This is a genomic window from Lysinibacillus sp. EB271-A1-10B (assembly GCF_058791335.1).
In genome coordinates this window covers 1-18,040 of the sequence record NZ_JBYTDL010000034.1, presented here as the reverse complement: position 1 = coordinate 18,040, position 18,040 = coordinate 1, and the positions used below count along the sequence as shown (strand labels likewise).

Annotated in this window: 14 protein-coding genes and 1 riboswitch; of the genes, 8 read left to right on the top strand and 6 right to left on the bottom strand. The window is 37.9% G+C overall.

Features of this window, described 5'->3' with window-relative positions; translation table 11 throughout:
- The first annotated feature begins 243 nt into the window (after nucleotides 1-243).
- Nucleotides 244-1,392, top strand: coding sequence for an acyl-CoA dehydrogenase family protein (locus AC3WSK_RS24675; protein WP_492414876.1), 1,149 nt, complete (start codon nucleotides 244-246; stop codon nucleotides 1,390-1,392).
- A 675-nt stretch (nucleotides 1,393-2,067) separates the two neighbouring features.
- Here the strand turns inward: AC3WSK_RS24675 and AC3WSK_RS24670 are convergent.
- The gene (locus AC3WSK_RS24670; RefSeq protein WP_492414875.1) at nucleotides 2,068-4,266 is read right to left on the bottom strand and encodes a histidine kinase dimerization/phospho-acceptor domain-containing protein; all 2,199 of its coding nucleotides are present in this window, start codon (nucleotides 4,264-4,266) and stop codon (nucleotides 2,068-2,070) included.
- 148 nt (nucleotides 4,267-4,414) lie between these two features.
- On the bottom strand, nucleotides 4,415-5,107 hold the full coding sequence (locus AC3WSK_RS24665) for a response regulator transcription factor (RefSeq protein WP_079564002.1): 693 nt from the start codon (nucleotides 5,105-5,107) through the stop codon (nucleotides 4,415-4,417).
- A 450-nt stretch (nucleotides 5,108-5,557) separates the two neighbouring features.
- On the opposite strand from AC3WSK_RS24665, the gene AC3WSK_RS24660 reads away from it, so the two are divergent.
- Nucleotides 5,558-5,788 carry a MerR family transcriptional regulator gene (locus AC3WSK_RS24660; protein ID WP_079564005.1) on the top strand — a complete coding sequence of 77 codons (231 nt, stop codon included), beginning with the start codon at nucleotides 5,558-5,560 and terminating at the stop codon, nucleotides 5,786-5,788.
- A gap of 54 nt (nucleotides 5,789-5,842) precedes the next feature.
- Here AC3WSK_RS24660 and AC3WSK_RS24655 read toward each other — a convergent pair whose 3' ends face one another.
- The 3 genes from AC3WSK_RS24655 to AC3WSK_RS24645 form a co-directional block, all read right to left on the bottom strand.
- Nucleotides 5,843-6,829, bottom strand: a complete 987-nt coding sequence (locus AC3WSK_RS24655) for a homoserine dehydrogenase (protein ID WP_079564007.1) — start codon at nucleotides 6,827-6,829, stop codon at nucleotides 5,843-5,845.
- 781 nt (nucleotides 6,830-7,610) lie between these two features.
- Nucleotides 7,611-7,997, bottom strand: a complete 387-nt coding sequence (locus AC3WSK_RS24650; protein ID WP_079564012.1) for a hypothetical protein — start codon at nucleotides 7,995-7,997, stop codon at nucleotides 7,611-7,613.
- 323 nt (nucleotides 7,998-8,320) lie between these two features.
- Nucleotides 8,321-9,622, bottom strand: coding sequence for an O-acetylhomoserine aminocarboxypropyltransferase/cysteine synthase family protein (locus tag AC3WSK_RS24645; protein ID WP_492414874.1), 1,302 nt, complete (start codon nucleotides 9,620-9,622; stop codon nucleotides 8,321-8,323).
- 117 nt (nucleotides 9,623-9,739) lie between these two features.
- A riboswitch (SAM riboswitch) is annotated at nucleotides 9,740-9,853 on the bottom strand.
- A gap of 304 nt (nucleotides 9,854-10,157) precedes the next feature.
- Here AC3WSK_RS24645 and AC3WSK_RS24640 point away from each other — a divergent pair.
- Complete coding sequence (locus tag AC3WSK_RS24640) at nucleotides 10,158-10,790, top strand: glycerol-3-phosphate acyltransferase (RefSeq protein ID WP_079564017.1); 633 nt, start codon at nucleotides 10,158-10,160, stop codon at nucleotides 10,788-10,790.
- Nucleotides 10,791-10,971: 181 nt separating this feature from the next.
- On the top strand, nucleotides 10,972-12,453 hold the full coding sequence (locus tag AC3WSK_RS24635) for a DASS family sodium-coupled anion symporter (RefSeq protein WP_492414873.1): 1,482 nt from the start codon (nucleotides 10,972-10,974) through the stop codon (nucleotides 12,451-12,453).
- Between the two features lie 175 nt (nucleotides 12,454-12,628).
- On the opposite strand, the gene scpC is transcribed toward AC3WSK_RS24635, so the two are convergent.
- Entirely contained in the window at nucleotides 12,629-14,149 is a 1,521-nt protein-coding gene (gene scpC, locus AC3WSK_RS24630; RefSeq protein ID WP_492414872.1) for a succinyl-CoA:acetate CoA-transferase ScpC, read from the bottom strand.
- Nucleotides 14,150-14,433: 284 nt separating this feature from the next.
- On the opposite strand from scpC, the gene chrR reads away from it, so the two are divergent.
- The 4 genes from chrR to AC3WSK_RS24610 all read left to right on the top strand — a co-directional run bounded on the left by chrR (nucleotide 14,434) and on the right by AC3WSK_RS24610 (nucleotide 17,398).
- A complete protein-coding gene (chrR, locus tag AC3WSK_RS24625; protein ID WP_079564026.1) occupies nucleotides 14,434-15,165 on the top strand; it encodes a class II chromate reductase ChrR in 732 nt (243 codons plus the stop codon).
- Nucleotides 15,166-15,456: 291 nt separating this feature from the next.
- The gene (locus AC3WSK_RS24620) at nucleotides 15,457-15,624 is read left to right on the top strand and encodes a hypothetical protein (protein ID WP_492414871.1); all 168 of its coding nucleotides are present in this window, start codon (nucleotides 15,457-15,459) and stop codon (nucleotides 15,622-15,624) included.
- 220 nt (nucleotides 15,625-15,844) lie between these two features.
- Nucleotides 15,845-16,315 carry a peptide-methionine (S)-S-oxide reductase gene (locus AC3WSK_RS24615; protein WP_079564028.1) on the top strand — a complete coding sequence of 157 codons (471 nt, stop codon included), beginning with the start codon at nucleotides 15,845-15,847 and terminating at the stop codon, nucleotides 16,313-16,315.
- A 204-nt stretch (nucleotides 16,316-16,519) separates the two neighbouring features.
- Nucleotides 16,520-17,398 carry a helix-turn-helix transcriptional regulator gene (locus AC3WSK_RS24610; protein ID WP_492414870.1) on the top strand — a complete coding sequence of 293 codons (879 nt, stop codon included), beginning with the start codon at nucleotides 16,520-16,522 and terminating at the stop codon, nucleotides 17,396-17,398.
- Nucleotides 17,399-18,040 lie beyond the last annotated feature (642 nt).

Here is an 18,040-nt window from a genome sequence, read left to right as displayed (position 1 = left end):
TATAGCATTCTCTTCTAGAAAGTAAGGGTAAAGGGGCAACTATCAGTATTGCAAGTGTACATCTTCTATATAATTTAATCGTATGATTTACATGACAATCTAATTAGGAAAGTTACAATATTGTCATCTAGGCAACCTAAAAAACTATAAATAATACACTTTAATTTTTCTGAATATTTAGGTAACATAATAGTTGCAACAGGAAATTTATGCATGTACGCGCAAAAAAGGGGTGTTGTTCATATGACAAAATATAAATTTGAATCAACGGAGCATGAGTTATTCCGTAAAACTTTACGTAAGTTTTTAGCAGAGGAAGCCGAGCCACACTATCCACAATGGGAGAAAGATCATCTTATTCCACTTGAGTTTTGGCGTAAGCTTGGGGAAATGGGCTATTTATGCCCTCAAGTAGAAGAGCAATATGGCGGTCTCGGACTCGATTTTAGTTTTGGCGTTATTATTCAAGAAGAGTTAGAGCGTGTAGGTTCAAGCCTTATCGGCGTTGGTCTGCATAACGATATCGTCGTGCCCTATTTCGAGGCATACGGCTCCAATGAGCAAAAATCACGTTGGCTACCAAAATGCGTTACAGGCGAAAATATTACAGCCATTGCTATGACAGAGCCAGGTACAGGTTCAGATTTGGCAAACATCCAAACAACTGCCGTTCGGGATGGCGATCACTATGTCGTTAACGGACAAAAAACATTTATTACAAACGGTATTCATACAAATTTAGCAGTCGTTGCTGTAAAAACAAATCCTCAGGCAGAAAAGAAACATCGTGGCATTAGCCTCCTTGTCATTGAGGACGGGACACCAGGCTTCACGAAAGGCCGCAAACTCGAAAAAGTTGGCATGCACGCGCAGGACACAGCCGAGCTATATTTCGAGGATTGTCGCGTCCCTGTAGAAAACCTTCTTGGTGAAGAAGGTAAAGGCTTTATCTATATGATGGAAAAGCTACAGCAAGAGCGTTTAGCAGTGGCCATCGCCGCACAAACGGCCGCTGAAGACATGCTTGCTTTAACAATTGATTATGTAAAATCACGTGAAGCTTTCGGAAAATCAATTAGCGACTTCCAAAACACGCAATTCAAAATTGCCGAAATGGCAACAAAAATTGAACTCGGCAAATCCTTTTTAGAATCCTTAATAGAAGAACATATCGCAGGAAATGACGTTGTAACAAAGGTTTCAATGGCAAAATACTGGATAACGGAGAATGCACGTGAGCTCGCTGTCCAATGTATGCAGTTACATGGTGGCTACGGTTATATGGAGGAATACAAGATTGCTAGAAGATATCGAGACATTCCCGTCATGTCCATTTATGCAGGTACCAACGAAGTTATGAAAGTAATTATTGCTAAGAATTTAGGGTTATAACTGTGAAAGTGGTGTGTGTGGCTCTTCGATAGTAGAGTTGGTTCTCGTTTAGACTGGGGCGTTCCTGTGGGCGTCCGGTGAACCGCTTCGTTTTGATAATATAAAATTCTGGCGCAAATGGTGTGTAGGTTGAAAGTGTAGTGCTAGAGAATTGGCACGATTTAAAGTGAAGAGCCGAGGTGTCGGATAGATGGGGCGTAACGACGGATGGATGCGCAGAAGCGACGGTACGAAAAGTTAATGAGACGGATTGAAGAGCTGAAGTGACGGATAGAACCGTCAAAACGTGGATTGAATCGCCAAATTCGTGGATAGAACACCCAAAAACGTGGGTAGAACCGTCAATTTCGTGGATAGCCCCACAAAGCGACGGTATGATATGCCGTAACGACGGATGTATCGGCCATATCGACGGATGTATCCGCCCCAGCGACGGAACTAAGTGCCGAAGTGACGGATAGAACCGTCAAAACGTGGATTGAATCGCCAAATTCGTGGATAGAACACCCAAAAACGTGGATAGAACCGTCAATTTCGTGGATAGCCCCACAAAGTGACGGTATGATATGCCGTAACGACGGATGTATCCGCCCCAGCGACGGAACTAAGAACCATATCGACGGATAAAACCGTCATAACAAAAACAGCGGCAAAATGATTGCCGCTGTTTTTGGTTTATGCTGTTGGAATTCGAACGATTACTTTAAATAAATCTCCATCTACTTCTATACTCATGCGAGCACCATGCAAATCTACAATGGATTGTGCGATGGCTAGGCCTAGGCCTGAGCCTTCTGTATGGCGTGAAGCATCCGCTCGCTTAAAGCGTTCGAATAACTCATCGGCATTCTCACTAATTTCGTATTTTGCAACATTTTTCACTGTGAATTCAGCATCACCTTCTGCTGTACGTTTCAATGTGACATAAACTCGTGTGCCTTCTAATGCATATTTCAATACATTAACGATTAAATTATCGATTAGTCTCCACCATTTTTGTCCATCTACATAGGCGTAGATTGGCTCATGTGGTTTTGTCATGCGTAAATCTAAATGCGCCTGAGCTAAATCTTCCTCATGCTCCCCTACTGCTTGCTGGACAAGCTGGGTTAAATCAACTCGACTGCGATGAAGCTCCATATTACCACTCGCCATTTTAGATACTTCAAAAAGATCCTCTATTAGTAATTTTAGACGTTCTGATTTTTTATCAAGGATATGAATGTATTGCTTACGTTCTTCCTCTGTAATATCAGGATTTTTCAGTAAATCTGTATACGTAATAATAGATGTTAGTGGCGTGCGTAAGTCGTGACTAACATTCGTAATAAGCTCTGTTTTTAAACGTTCACTTTTTGCCTGCTCATGCATAGACGTACTGACGCCTTCCCTTAAATGATTAAGGTTTTCAGCATGCTCCGCGAGTGGTGATTTGCCCATTACTTTGACATCATGATTTAAACGCCCTTTTGCCATGTCTTTTGTATCCTTCATAATTCGGTTTAAGTAGCCCATTCTAGAAAGGAAAAGAAGCATAGCTGGAATACCGATCATCGCACAGAAGGCCAATACTAGGAAGGGGAATCCGCCACCTCCTATCAGTGTGGCAACAAGACTTCCGCCACCAAAAAATGCTGCCCCAATCATGACAATGGAATGTAATGCAATGGAACGGTTTATAAATACATCTGTAATGGATTCACCTAGAGACCATAAATAACTAGCTTTTAAATTCTCTTCTAATTTCTGCGCTGTATTCACTCGATCATACAACCAAATTAGCTGTACAAAGAACACCAAAGCAACCATGAATAATACACAAATTTTAAACAAAATAATCATTACATATCTTACATAATTATATGAATCGAAATTGCCTACAATCGATTCATAAGCAATTTGAGATGCTACCAAATATACAAATGCGCTTAATAATAATAATCCGATTGGGTAATCAATTCTCATCTTTGCCAAAGCTTCTTTTCCCTTTAAAGCTTGTATCATCTGTAGTACTTCTTTGCGTCCTTTCCATGCAAAAATAGCTGCCACAATACTCGTTAACCATATAAAGAAGAAAATGTATTGATGGATTATAAAATTGTTATATCCCACCATGATTTGTTCTGCTTGTGCTGATTTTTTTGAGATGGATATTATGCCAGTGTAATCAAAATTCTCACTAAGATCCTCTGTATCCAAGACAGTATCAGTTTGATAAACAATCCCGTTTAAATAACCACTACTAATATTTGAAGTCGTTAATGGATGTTGGTCCGTATACTTTATTTTGAAAGCACTACTATCTGAAACATTACCCGAACGAAATGTTTTACCTGATTCCGTGTTCGTTAATTCATAAGACCAGTGATTATTAGTTTTCACAAAACTCTTTGCTTCTTCTTGTACTGCATTTATATATTTATCAACAAGCTCTTCCCTTTGAGTGAGAATTTTTTTGCGGACATGCTCATCATCCCCAAAATTAGTTGTAATATCTTTAATTTTGGCGTCTCGCTCTTTCTCAAGCTTTGCTTTTAAATCCGCGGCATTTACATTAGCAGCTTCTTGAATACGCGCCTCATATTGGGCTTTAATATTACCTATCTGTTCTCCTAATGATCCATAGCGATTACGGTGTTCCTCGATTTCGCTTTGTGTCACCACAATTTTACTTTTTAAATCTTCAGCCGTTGGTACGTTTAACACTAATGGTCCTAATTCCGACTGAAAATTATCAAGTTGAGGTTGTAAATTTTCAGATTGAAAATAAGACTTCCCAATATATCGATACCCAATTTTTGAAAACGTAAAAATACCGAATATTGCCCAGATTAAACATAAAAGAGCGAGAAGAGGTTTCCAATTTTTCACCATATTTTTAACTCCTCTCTAAAAAATTCTCTCGAGCAATTGTAACATCCCCGGAGAGTGGGCAGTTACTATCTGATACGCATACACGCCAAAATAAATTAGTCCAATAACCCCTGCTACAAACCCTGCAATTGTAACATACTGCTCTATTTTATTTTTCCATTTTATAGCCAACGCCCCACACCACCTTTAAATAACGTGGATTTTTCGGATCTGCTTCGATTTTTTCACGTATTTTTCGAATGTGTACAGCCACAATATTTTCTGCATTGTAAGCTTCCTCATTCCATACACGCTCATAAATCTCTCCTATCGAAAATACACGTCCTGCATTTTTCATTAGTAATTCCGTAATTTTATATTCGATTGGCGTTAATCGAACAGGTTCGCCTTCTAAGTTGACTTCCTTTGCATCTTCATCTAATACAAGACCGTCGATTTCCACCTTTGCTGCACCTTCATTGTACGTCCCAAGTTGTACATAACGTCGCAGCTGAGATTTCACACGAGCCAATAGCTCTAACGGATGAAAAGGCTTTGTAACGTAATCATCTGCGCCTACAGATAGACCATGAATTTTGTCGCCATCCTCTGCCTTTGCACTAAGCATAATAATTGGAATATTGCGCTCTTCCCTAATTTTAAACGTCGCTGTAATTCCATCCATATTCGGCATCATAATATCTAAAATAATTAAATGTACTTCATTGTTTTCTAATTTTTCAATTGCCTCTAAGCCGTCAGCAGCTTTAATGACATTGTAGCCTTCATTTTTTAAATAGATTTCAATACCATCACGAATATCTTGATCATCGTCTGTAACAAGAACTGTTAGTTTCGTCATGATATACACCTCGCTCTCAATAAATAGTGTACCTTTTAAATCTTAAAAACCAGTTATTATAAAAATGAAGAAATTCTTAAGATTTTAATGAATCTCATCACCAAAACGTGTGGTTGATTTCCGTTCCGACTGGGCGCTTTCCCGGGGGGGCGTCCAGTCGGAACGGAAATCAAACTTATATACAGGATATTAGCAAGTCAATAACATAGTATCCCTTCTAAACAAAAAAAGACAAAGGTGCTATCAATCGTTCAAATGGTTGTACCTGTTAGACGAATTAATTAGAAAAAAAGACATTGTTAATAATAGCCCCACAGCCCATTAACATTAATAATACAGATTTATCAAAAAGTAAACAATTACCATTTTCCTTTTTCTTTCATTTATTAACCTACAGTAGGCTTTCTTTTAACGGGAGGTTATAATATAAACAACAAAAGGAGCGAAATTATGTATAAAACAATTGAAGAAACAGCCATCGACCTTGGTATGCCAGAGGATCAAATACTTCGCTTAGTTTACGAGGGCCGTATTCGTTCAGTATACGATGGGGACCAAATACTGATTAATAGCGGGCAGTTTAGTACTTATTTTGATCAGCTAGATCGTATTAAAGAGGAAATTGAAATTTGGCGGAATACTCCTATTCCAGAGGATATTGATGTTAAAGATGAGGATTAAAAAAATGCCTATCATTCAAACAAATTGAGCATTGTTGAATGATAGGCATATCTATTATATTGTTACGACAAACCCGGCTCTTTTACCGATAATTTCGGCATAATCTTCTACCATTACACTGGCTGTTGGATACATACCTGCCCCAGGTCCAACTAGCGTTAAAGTACCAATATAATTTGTATCCAATGCCACTGCATTATTGACGTCATCAACAGGATAAAGCGGATGTTCTTTATCTACTAATTGTGGACCAACCTTTGCGATCACTTTCCCATCGGCTAGCTTCTCAACCTCAGCAACGTGGCGGTAACGCAAGCCTTTTTCGCACGCTTCTTTTACTTGCTCTGCCGAAATACTATCGATGCCAACTACCTCGACGTCAGCCCAATCTGGTTGTTCACCAAATGCTAAAGCACTTAAAATCATTAATTTTTTAAAGGCATCCTGTCCGGAAATATCATTATATGGATCTGCCTCTGCATAACCTAAATTTTGCGCCTCTTTTAAAGCAGTTTCGAACGACCAGCCTTGTGAACGCATTTTCGTTAAAATATAGTTGGATGTCCCATTTAAAACACCTTGAATACGACTAACATCATTGACAAGCAAAATGTTTTTCATCGTTTTAATGACTGGTACACCACCAGCGGTTGTTGCCTCAAAGCCCACAAACACACCATTTGCTTTTGCAAGGTCCTGTAGCTCTAAGCCTCGCTTTGCAAACATTACTTTGTTAGCTGTGATAACATGACATTTATGTTCAACAGCGCGCTTTAAGTAGGTAAATGCTGGCTCCTCATTCACGATCGCCTCAAAAACAACTTGCATACCTGGTTCAGCTAAAACTTCATCCATACTAGTTGTCATTAAATGTGCTGTCCCTGGTACGCGTTCACGGCTGGCGTCTGTAACTAAAATTTTTGCTACTTCTAGCTCAATGCCTAATTTATTTTTAAGCTCTTCACGCTTTTCGTTTAATATATGGTAAATTCCTTGACCTACCGTTCCAAATCCTAATATAGCTGCCTTTATAGTTGCCATTTCTGTTATTCCCTCCAACTTACATTCCGCAGTTTCATTATATTTATTTCGTCTCAGCTTAATTCGTACAGATTTTGAATTGTTCGCTGACTTTACAAAGCAGGTCAGTTTGCCGTGTTTAACACTTCGTCTTCAGACAGATATTTAGTCATGGTGTTTCACTCTCACTACAAAAAATATTCTGAATGAAAATACAGTCTGTGAAACACACAAATTCAAATAATTCAAAATTTAACTTATTGAAGATTGTATCGTAAATACATACATTGCACAAGAAAAATCTTTCTAGGATGGACATTTGTTTCCCCTAGAAGTGCAAAGGAAATCGTTTTCATTCCTTTTATTATATGATTTTTCACTTGATCTATAAAATAATTGAACAAATATTGACGATTCATATAAAAATAAGGATCATCACAATAGTGTGGGGTTGATTTTCGTTGCGGCTGGGCGCTTTCCTGGGGGCGTCCGATGAGCCGCTTCACTCGCATTGCTCGCTCCAGGGTCTCATCTGTGACGCTGATCCCCAAGGAGTCGCCCAACCTCCACTCCAATCAACTTATATTTGTTTAATTTTAACAAATATCACCCACAGCTTTTGGTGATGAGCCAAAAATAAATGCCTTTCTTCTATTATATTTATGTAAATACATTCCTAAAAATTGTTCTTTTGAAATATATTAATAAAAATTTTTTCAATTATGTTACTATATCTTCCAACATCTAATTAAAAAGCTCATTCCCTGTAGCAGCAGAGAATGAGCATAATTATATGAGGGATTTAACTAGCTTTGGCTAGTAATTTATAACGATATTGTGTTAGCACTTGTTGCACCAGTCTTATTTCCTCTAGCTTAAAATTTGGTATTGCATACGTACGTTCAACTAATTGGAACGTGCCGTATTTTAAGTAATACTCTGTCGCAGGTAGAGGAATATGACTTGCTCCGTAGCCTTCATAAGTCTCAAAAACTTCTTTTACTGTATAGCCTTCTTCTTTGACATAAACAAACTCCTTAAAAGCTGAATGTCCAAAGTTCTCTTGCCATTTACTCTCAACTGATGCAAGTATGTTTTGAATGGACATGTTGTTCACAAAAACATGACCTTCATTTAACTCATAAATAAGATAAGATGCAATGTTTTGCGCACTATACACATTTCCCATTTAAAACACTCCTTTATCATCAGTATTGGTAGATAAGAGTAGTTACTGACTTAGCAACTACTCCGCTTCATATATTTCAAAAGTGGGGGAGCACTTATGAAAACTAAATGTCGAACGATTTTCTTATTTCCTAGTATAAAACAAGGATTTAAACAAGTCAACAATACTTATTGAATTACTAGGTATTATTTTTAAAGAATTTCAGTTACCTTTACCGAATGAGGCAAGCGGATGATGCAGCAACGTTTTACGTATTACCAAATGAGGCCTATCGAATGGGAAAACACGTAAACGCTACAACATTAGCCAATTTCTTTTATTTATTAGGCTTCTACTTGTTGTTGTGAAACTGTTACTTGTTCAATAGCTTGTTCTAAATCTGCAATAATGTCCTCTACTGCCTCTAAACCGATGGATAAGCGAATGAGCGACTCGGTTACGCCAGTTTGGATTAGCTCCTCAGCTGATAGTTGCTGATGTGTAGTAGATGCTGGATGGATGATTAATGACTTCGCATCCCCTACATTTGCTACGTGCGAGAATAATTTCACACTATCGATTAATTTACGCCCTGCTTCACGCCCACCTTTAATACCAAATGTAAGCACTGATCCGAAGCCATTTCTCAAATACTTTTTAGCTAACTCATGGGTAGGGAAATCTTCTAATCCATTGTAATTTACATATTCCACAGATGGGTGGTTTCGTAAATATTCAGCTACCGCTAATGCATTTTCATTGTGTTTAGGAATACGCAAATGAAGCGTTTCTAAACCTTGTAATAAATTAAATGCTGCATCTGCACTTAATGTTGGTCCAAAGTCGCGTAGTAATTGCACTCGCAGTTTTGTGGCAAATGCAGCCGCTGCTGTGTCAATACCATAACGCAAACCGTGATAAGAAGCATCTGGCTCTGTAAAGCCTGGGAAGCGTCCACGAGTCCAATCAAACTTCCCTGCATCTACTACAACGCCACCTAAAGTTGTACCATGGCCGCCAATCCATTTTGTTGCGGAATGAACAACGATATCTGCACCGAAATCAATTGGTGTAGAGCCATATGGTGAAGCAAATGTGCTATCAATAATTAATGGTAAGCCGTTTTCATGTGCTACATTCGCTACTGCTTCGATGTCTAGCACTTTTAAACTTGGGTTACCGTAAATTTCAGCGAACACTGCTTTTGTTTTATCTGTAATAGCTGCTCGGAAATTTTCTGGATTTGTTTCGTCTACAAAAATTGTTTTAATACCGTAGTTTGGTAGTGTGTTGGCGAATAAATTATAAGTACCTCCGTACAAAGAGCTACCTGCAACAATTTCATCACCTGCCACTGCTAGATTTAAAATTGAAAATGCAATAGCTGCTGCACCAGATGAAAGTGCTACCGCTGCTGTACCGCCTTCTAATAAAGCGACGCGCTTTTCAAAAACATCTACAGTTGGGTTTGTAATTCGTGTGTAAATATTGCCAGCTTCCTCTAAGGCAAAAAGACGTTGCGCATGAGCAGTGTCTTTAAAAACGAATGCCGTTGAGCGATATACGGGTACTGTACGAGATCCTGTTACCGGGTCCGGCTCTTGGCCACCGTGTAACAGCAATGTTTCTGGTTTAAAATTTGTCATTGTATACCTCCATATGGTTATTTTTTTACGATGGCACCGGAGATGAGGAGGATTTTTTAAGTAGAAAACAAAAACCCTCTTCAGCTAAGAAGAGGGTTGCGGTTGCAAGTTTTCCTCCCCTTATCTGTCAGATCCAAGTAAGAATCTGTAGGAATTAGCACCTTAGCAAGCTCGTCACTTACTGGTTGCCGGGCATCATAGGGCCTATCCCTCCGCCGCTCTTGATAAGAGTATGTGATTCAATTTCCATCGTTGTTACAAAGTATAAACATAGACATTTTCTCTGTCAACACTAAAATTTTATTTTTTCCGAAACTTCTGTCTGCTTTTTTACGTATTACGAACGCATACATTATTTTAGTGTTACATAATTCATCACTAAAAGTTTCGGGGTGAAATTTGTTAAAATATACGCCCTTTTTATTAGTTGATTGGAGTGGAGGCGAAGCCAGCGTCAGCAACAAAGCGCCCAGCCGGAACGGAAATCAATCACACGTTTTGGTGATGAGCTTATTATATAGAAAGGAGGACTTTTATGTTAAAAGCCGTTATCATTTTTCTTCTTGTCGGTTATTTGATTGGCTGTATTCATGGCTCTAAAGTTGCTCAGTTTTTATCTGGGGTAGATTTAAAAAAGACTGGTTTTGGCAATGCAGGTGCCTCTAATGCCACGCTTTCCCTTGGATGGAAATACGGCATATTAGTCGGACTTATCGATATCGGTAAAGGTGTTGTAGCTATAATCGGTGCACATGTCTATCTTGCTGATATAACACAATTAACTGAAGTACAAGTTTGGCTCTTTATTTATATCGTAGCAGCCGGTGTCATTCTAGGTCATAATTTCCCATTTTATATGGGCTTCAATGGCGGCAAAGGAACTGCTTCAATTATCGGGATATTACTTGCGATTGATTGGAAAGTTGGCTTATTTGCACTCATTTTATTTGTTATTTTTTCTTTCGTGACGAGCTTTTTAATTGTCGGTGTACTTGAATTTTATCTCGTTTTTTGCACAGCCACATATTTATGGATTCCTGGGGTCGGCCCAACGTGTATAGCCTTATTTCTTTTTGGTATAGCCATCATTTTGCATATCGAAAATATTAAACGATTGATGCTAGGAACTGAGCCTAAAGTTACCTCAGCATTCAAGAAGAAAAACTAATATATTTTGGATATTTTTGTCTTTTCTATGACCGCGTATTTTCTCGTAACTGCCCATTATCGCTATAACTAGAAAGCATTTGAACACACTAGCTTTTTTTACAATAAATAGACAATTTACTTTCTTAATAAAGCATTTTACTAGTCGATGTTATAGAAAATGCTAGAAAGGATGAGAAAGTATGTCTACTTCTGAACAAGCAAAACCGAAACGTAATTTAAAGCCACTCTGGATTGCATTAGCGTTCGCATCCCTCATCATCATAACTTTTTTACCGAACAACGGCGATTTACCTGTAGCTGGACAACGGGCTTTGGCTATTTTAGCTTTCGCGGTCATCCTATGGGTTACAGAAGCAGTATCCTATCCCGTTAGCTCTGCCATGATTATTGCTCTCGTTACAGTTTTACTAGGATTAGCTCCGTCAATGGAAGATCCAACGAGAGAGCTAGGAACATCCGATGCATTAAAATTAGCATTAAGCGGATTTAGTAATTCAGCAGTTGCACTAGTAGCCGCAGCTCTTTTCCTAGCGGCAGCCATGCAAATTACCAATTTACATAAACGTCTTGCGCTATGGATTCTTTCACTAGTAGGGACAAAAACGAAAGCCATTGTCTTCGGTGCTATTTTAGTATCGATTGCACTCGCATTCTTCGTCCCTTCTGCTACTGCACGTGCAGGCGCAGTTGTACCAATACTACTCGGAATGGTAGCGGCATTTGGTTTACCACGTGATAGTCGACTTGCTGCTTTACTTGTCATTACCTCTGTGCAAGCTGTCTCCATTTGGAATATCGGTATTAAAACAGCAGCAGCACAAAATATGGTTGCTTTAAATTTCATTAAAGAACAATTTGGTGTGGATATTTCTTGGGGTGCTTGGTTGCTTTACGCAGCCCCCTTCTCCATCATCATGTCAGTAGCTCTATTTTTCATTATGATTACACTAATTAAGCCTGAAACAAGTAATATCGAAGGTGGCCGAGAAGTAATCAAAAAACAACTTGCAGAACTTGGCCCACTAAAAGCTCCCGAAATTCGATTAATCATAACATCTGCCGTTTTACTATTTTTCTGGGCTACTGAGGGCAAACTCCACCCATTCGATACGACAACGGTCACAATCGTTGCAATCGCCATTTTATTAATGCCCAAAATAGGTGTCTATACGTGGAAGCAAGTTGAACCGCATATTCCTTGGGGTACAATTATCGTCTTTGCAGTAGGAATTATGTTAGGAACAGTCTTGCTTAATACTAAAGGTGCATCTTGGTTATCTGATAAAGTATTCGGTTCACTCGGTTTAGATTCTATGCCAATTCTTGCAACCATTGCCCTTGTCACTTTATTCAATATTCTTATTCACTTAGGCTTTGCGAGCGCAACAAGCTTAGCATCTGCGCTTATACCAGTATTTATCGTTTTAGCCTCAACATTAACAGCTAATGTCGATCAGGTTGGTTTCGTTATCGTGCAACAATTCGTTATTAGCTTCGGCTTCCTCTTACCTATTAGTGCACCGCAAAATATGCTTGCCTATGGTACAGGAGCCTTTACAACAAAGGATTTCTTAAAGTCTGGTATTCCATTAACGATCATTGGATACATCCTAGTTCTTCTATTCTCCGCAACATATTGGAAATGGATTGGATTATTGTAAAAAGAAGCTTTGGAACTTTGTTTTTCTTCGGGCGCAGAGCATTTCGGGGATTACCCGATCACTTCGTAGGCCTCCCCGTCTATTCCACAGATACCTGAGCTTTTTGGATTATGTTATTAACAATGAAAAGCCTTGAAGGAACAAATAAACTATCCTTCAAGGCTTTTTTAATTTATTATTTCGATAAAGCTGGGTTCTTCATCGTGCCATTTTTTGCGTAATTCACATGCCATGAGAGCGCTTTTTCTAAAATATGTGGCGTATGATGTCCACCAGTTGCTTCATTGGCATCATTAAAATACTTCCATAGCTGCTCACGATATTCCGGGTGTGCACAGTTATCGATAATGAGTCCAACCCTCTCTTTTGGAGCAAGCCCACGTAAGTCTGCTACTCCCTGCTCTGTTACGATGACGTCTACATCATGCTCTGTATGGTCTACATGTGACACCATTGGAACGATACTAGAAATATTTCCGCCTTTTGCATAAGATTTTGTGACAAAAATACCTAATCGTGCATTACGCGCAAAGTCTCCAGAACCGCCGATTCCATTCATCATTTTTGTGCCAGAAACATGTGTAGAATTCACATTCCCGTAAATATCTACTTCTAATGCCGTATTAACAGAAATCAACCCGAGTCGGCGAATAATTTCTGGTTGGTTAGAAATCTCTTGCGGTCGTAATACTAGTTTATCTGTATATTTTTCAAAATTACCATAAACTCTATTTCCAACTTCCTCGGAAAGCGTAATTGAAGTAGCAGATGCGAAGTTTACCTTTCCGGCATCAATTAATTCGAATATCGCATCTTGCAATACTTCTGAATATACTTCTAAGTTCTCAAACTCAGAATCTTTAAAACCTAATAAAACGGCATTTGCTACTGAGCCCACACCCGATTGAATGGGCCTTAAGCTTGTTGTTAAACGACCTACTTTAATTTCTTCACGTAGGAAATTTAATAAATGATTAGCCATAATATCCGTTTCTTCATCCGCAGGAACAATCGTGGATGGCGCATCTAAAATATCTGAAATTACAATGCCTTTTACTTTATTTAAATCTAGTGGTATACCAATTGTGCCAAGCCGATCGGATACATTTTGCAATGGGATTGGATCACGTTGCCCTTGTAGTCCTGGTACAAAAATATCATGGACACCTTCTAATTCATCAAGCTGAGCTACGTTCAACTCAATAATTATTTGGTCTGCCTCTTGCACAAAAATCGGAGAGTTACCAACTGAAGTTGTAGGAATTAGTAAGCCGTCTTCTGTAATAGCAGCTGCTTCAATAATCGCAAAGTCAATGGGACCGATAATACCTTGACGTACTAGCTCCGCATTATGTGATAGATGCGCATCAACGAATGTGATGTCACCACTGTTAATTTTGTTACGAATGCCGGCATCTGCTTGGAAAGGCCCACGTTTACGAATAACGCCAGCTTCTGCTAAGTATTGGTCGACTTCTGGGCCTAGTGATGCACCTGTATATACATCTACCTTGAAGTTCTCCTTTTTAGCTTTTTCCACAAGCGCAAGTGGTACCACTTTTACGTCACCCGCACGAGTAAATCCACTCATCCCAAGTACCATACCATCCTTAATCCAAGACGCTGCTTCATCTGCTGTTACTACCTTGCTCCGTAGCTGTTCATTTCGAAGCTTTTTCACCAACTTTTCTTCCATCCTTATTCCTCCATCCCACTTTATTATGCTCAACTAGATTACCCGGTTTATTCCTATCGGCGCCTTTATCCATTTATTAGAAATCCAACCAAATAAACCTCCCACATATAAGTTTAAACTATTCAGAATTTTTAATCTATAAGTAACAAAATATTTTACTTTACGAGAAATTTTATGCATTCTTAAATTATTTAAAAATAATTTGAGTACCAAAAAAATTCGATTTTGATGATGAAGCGTGATATGCTCTTGATATATAGAAAGAGGAAAAGGAGATTTAATAAATGGTTAAAGAATTATTACGCAACCACTCTTCGGTTCGTATTTATGATGGAAATCCGATTTCAAAGGAAATTATTGAAGAATTAATTGCTACTGCACAAATGGCTGCTACATCACATTTTGTGCAAGCCTATAGTGTTATTTGGGTAACAGATGAAGAGAAAAAAGAAAAACTAGGGTTACTCTCAGGTAATCCTCGTCAATACGAAACTTCTGGCGGTGCCTTTGTTTTCTGTGTAGATTTCAAACGTCTTCAATCAGCAGGCAAATTAGAAGGTGTAGACATCGTTGCTGATTCCGCAGAAAATGTACTTGTTGGGGTGGCCGATGTATCATTATTCGCGCAAAACTTTGTTGTTGCTGCAGAATCTATGGGATATGGAATTTGTTACATCGGAGGAGTGCGTAATAAGCTAGAAGAAATAAGCGAATTATTCAATCTACCTGACTATGTTTTCCCACTATTCGGCTTAACAATTGGGGTTCCTGCACGTCGCAATGAAGTAAAACCTCGTTTACCTGTCGCAGCAGTATTACATGAAAATGAATACAATACAGAAAAATACGAGGAGCTTTTACCAGCTTACAATGACACAATGGAAGCATACTATAATAATCGCTCATCCAATCGAAAAATTGATAACTGGACAAAGCAAATGGCTGATTTCTTAATTGAACAGCGCCGTCCTCATATTAAAGATTTCTTAGCGAAAAAAGGTTTTAATTGGAAATAACCTCGTCAACAAGCTATGTGAAGTTACTATCGCATGATAGTAATTTCACTTTTTTCATACAGTTTTCTTTGGCTTCTAAAAGCTATGATAAATCAAAGGGAGTAAATCGATGACCCTATTATCATGATTAGATATCTCCTTGCAGCTATGCTAAAGGTAATTCTTTATTAGGTATTTAAATTTATATCACTCTAAAGAGTGTGAAGAAATACGGAACAGGATAGTTCAACAAAGCATATGTTATGATTAAAGTAATGAACTAACAAGGATGCTTTGGAGGTATACAGTAGTATGTCACATCCGTATGAACAATTTGAGGGCACACCACTATGGGACGCAATTAATAAAGGTATAGGTGACCTTGCCGAGAATAATGATATTGAAGAAACGACAAGCAGAGAGTACATAGTCGGCTATCTTTGCAAATTAATAAACGAGTCAGTAGCGAAAGATACGTGAATGTGCTTGTTGAACTAACGTGAATTATAGATCACTGAGTTGCATATGCAGCTCTTTTTTTCTTTATTGAACTACCGGCGCAGTTTAGTTCAACAATCGAGCCATATTGTAGAATAATAAAATTTGTCATTACTTTAATTTGTAGTAGACTTAGTTACTACATTTCCCCCTATTTACTTGGAATGAATTTTTTTATTTTTACACAAAGAGGAGAGTCAATATGGAAATAGTATATTTTGCAGGTGGATGTTTATGGGGAGTACAAGCTTTTATAAAAACTTTACCTGGAGTTAAGTTTACGGAAGCAGGAAGAGCTAATGGAACAAGTCGTACACTTGAAGGTGATTATGATGGGTACGCCGAATGTGTAAAAACAGAATTTGATCCGACAGTTGTAACAATCAAGGAATTAATGGGATATTTTTTTGAAATCATTGATCCATACAGTTTGAATAAACAAGGACAGGATGTTGGCGAGAAATACAGAACAGGAATATATAGTGAAAAACATGACCACTTAAAAGAGGCGAAGGCGTTTCTTAGTGAGAGAAATGATTACAACCTTATAGTTGTTGAAGTATTACCTCTTACAAACTATATGAGAAGTGCAGAAGAACATCAAGATAGGTTAGCTAGATGCCCAGATGATTATTGTCATATTCCAGAAGAAATATTAAATAGGTATAAGTAAGGGAGATTATTATGGGATTTAATCATCTCAGCGATTGGGCGCGATTGTTTAATAAGTGTCTCGGTTTGCCCCCCTCTTTTGGGATTAGATTGCAAAATCAATTTTTATACTATACATCCGATTATAGAAAGAGAAATAAAATAGCAATTAATATCAAAAAATAAAATGATATATCCTCTAAACTTAGGAAGTGAGGTGAGCAATATGTATAGCAAAGTGACTCAAGATGTAATTTATTCTTTAGAAGAGTGTTTATTAGATGAATGGCAGTTAGATGATTACGCATCACATATTGGCTATTCAAAATTTCATTTATCACGTATTTTCAAACAAGAAACTGGATTGACGATAAGTGAATATATTCGAAAACGAAGACTGGCAATAGCAGCAATGTATTTATTATATTCAGATGAATCAATAATTCAAATTGCGTTTGAGTTATGTTATCAATCACAAGAAGCATTCACACGTTCTTTTAAAGAGCTATATAAAATGCCACCTGGCAAATATCGCAAGATCATGCGAACACTTCAAGGGATGGAGGAAAAAAACATGAGTGATTTAACGACTATTAAAGGCTGGATTTTAAGTGGTTCACACCCTACTTTTTACGAAATGAAAACGGATGGACAAATATTTCATATAGGCATGAAATCAGGTTTACTGGCTTCGAAAACGGATGTAGGTGAAGGGCAATTCGGGACAATGATGCAAAGTTTTTCAGCAGAAAATTGGTTAGGGAAACGTATAAAACTGTCTTGTTTCTTAAAAACAGACGAAGTTGTAAAATGTGGAGCTTGGTGTCGCGTAGATAATAGTACAGGTGACGTGATTCAGTTTGATAATATGGATAATAGACCTATTCAAGGTACAACAGACTGGAACTTCTATTCGATTGTATTAGATGTACCAAAAGAAAGTGCTTCAATTCACTTCGGTATTCTATTAATAGGAACAGGTAAAGTGTGGGCTGATGGATTTAAGTTTGAAGAAGTAGATTTATCTGTTACATCAACAAATATGCTTGGTCAAGAAAAAAACTTGCCATTAGAGCCGATTAATTTAGGTTTTGATGAAGGGTGATTATTTTTGACATAGTTATTGATTCATTGTTTTCACTCTATACATCACTAGGTTTTGGGATTAAAGGAATAAAAAATCCAATCGAAAGTGGAGACACTAGGTAAAGAATATCCTGAAATGCTACAATACTAAGGATTTTTGAAACTGATGATACCATAGAAAAGTTAATGCTAAGCCTAAATTTGAAAAACGACTTGGAGAAAAAGAGATTTGTCTCGTTAACCCATCAACTTTATATAAACTGTTTACTATATTACAGGAAAAGAAAGTATATTGATCAATCATTGTTCAATATACTTTCTTTTTAAATGCTATAAAGTTTTTACAGAAAGTACTTCCAAACAACATTTGTATGACTTGTTGTCAATCTTGCCCTATGTTAACTTCACTTTTATAAAAAGATATAGATAATAAGCTTCGAAAGACGTAAGCTATTTTAATAAAAGTTTCTTAGCATCGATCTTTATAATAAGATTCTTCATTTCCCACCTTTGGATTAATAATTGGCAGGAACCAATATGTTTGACTAAAAAAATTGCAAAAAAAAAGCCGAGGAATAAATCCACGACTTTTTAAGGTGCCTAGCGACGTCCTACTCTCACAGGGGGAAGCCCCCAACTACCATCGGCGCTAAAGAGCTTA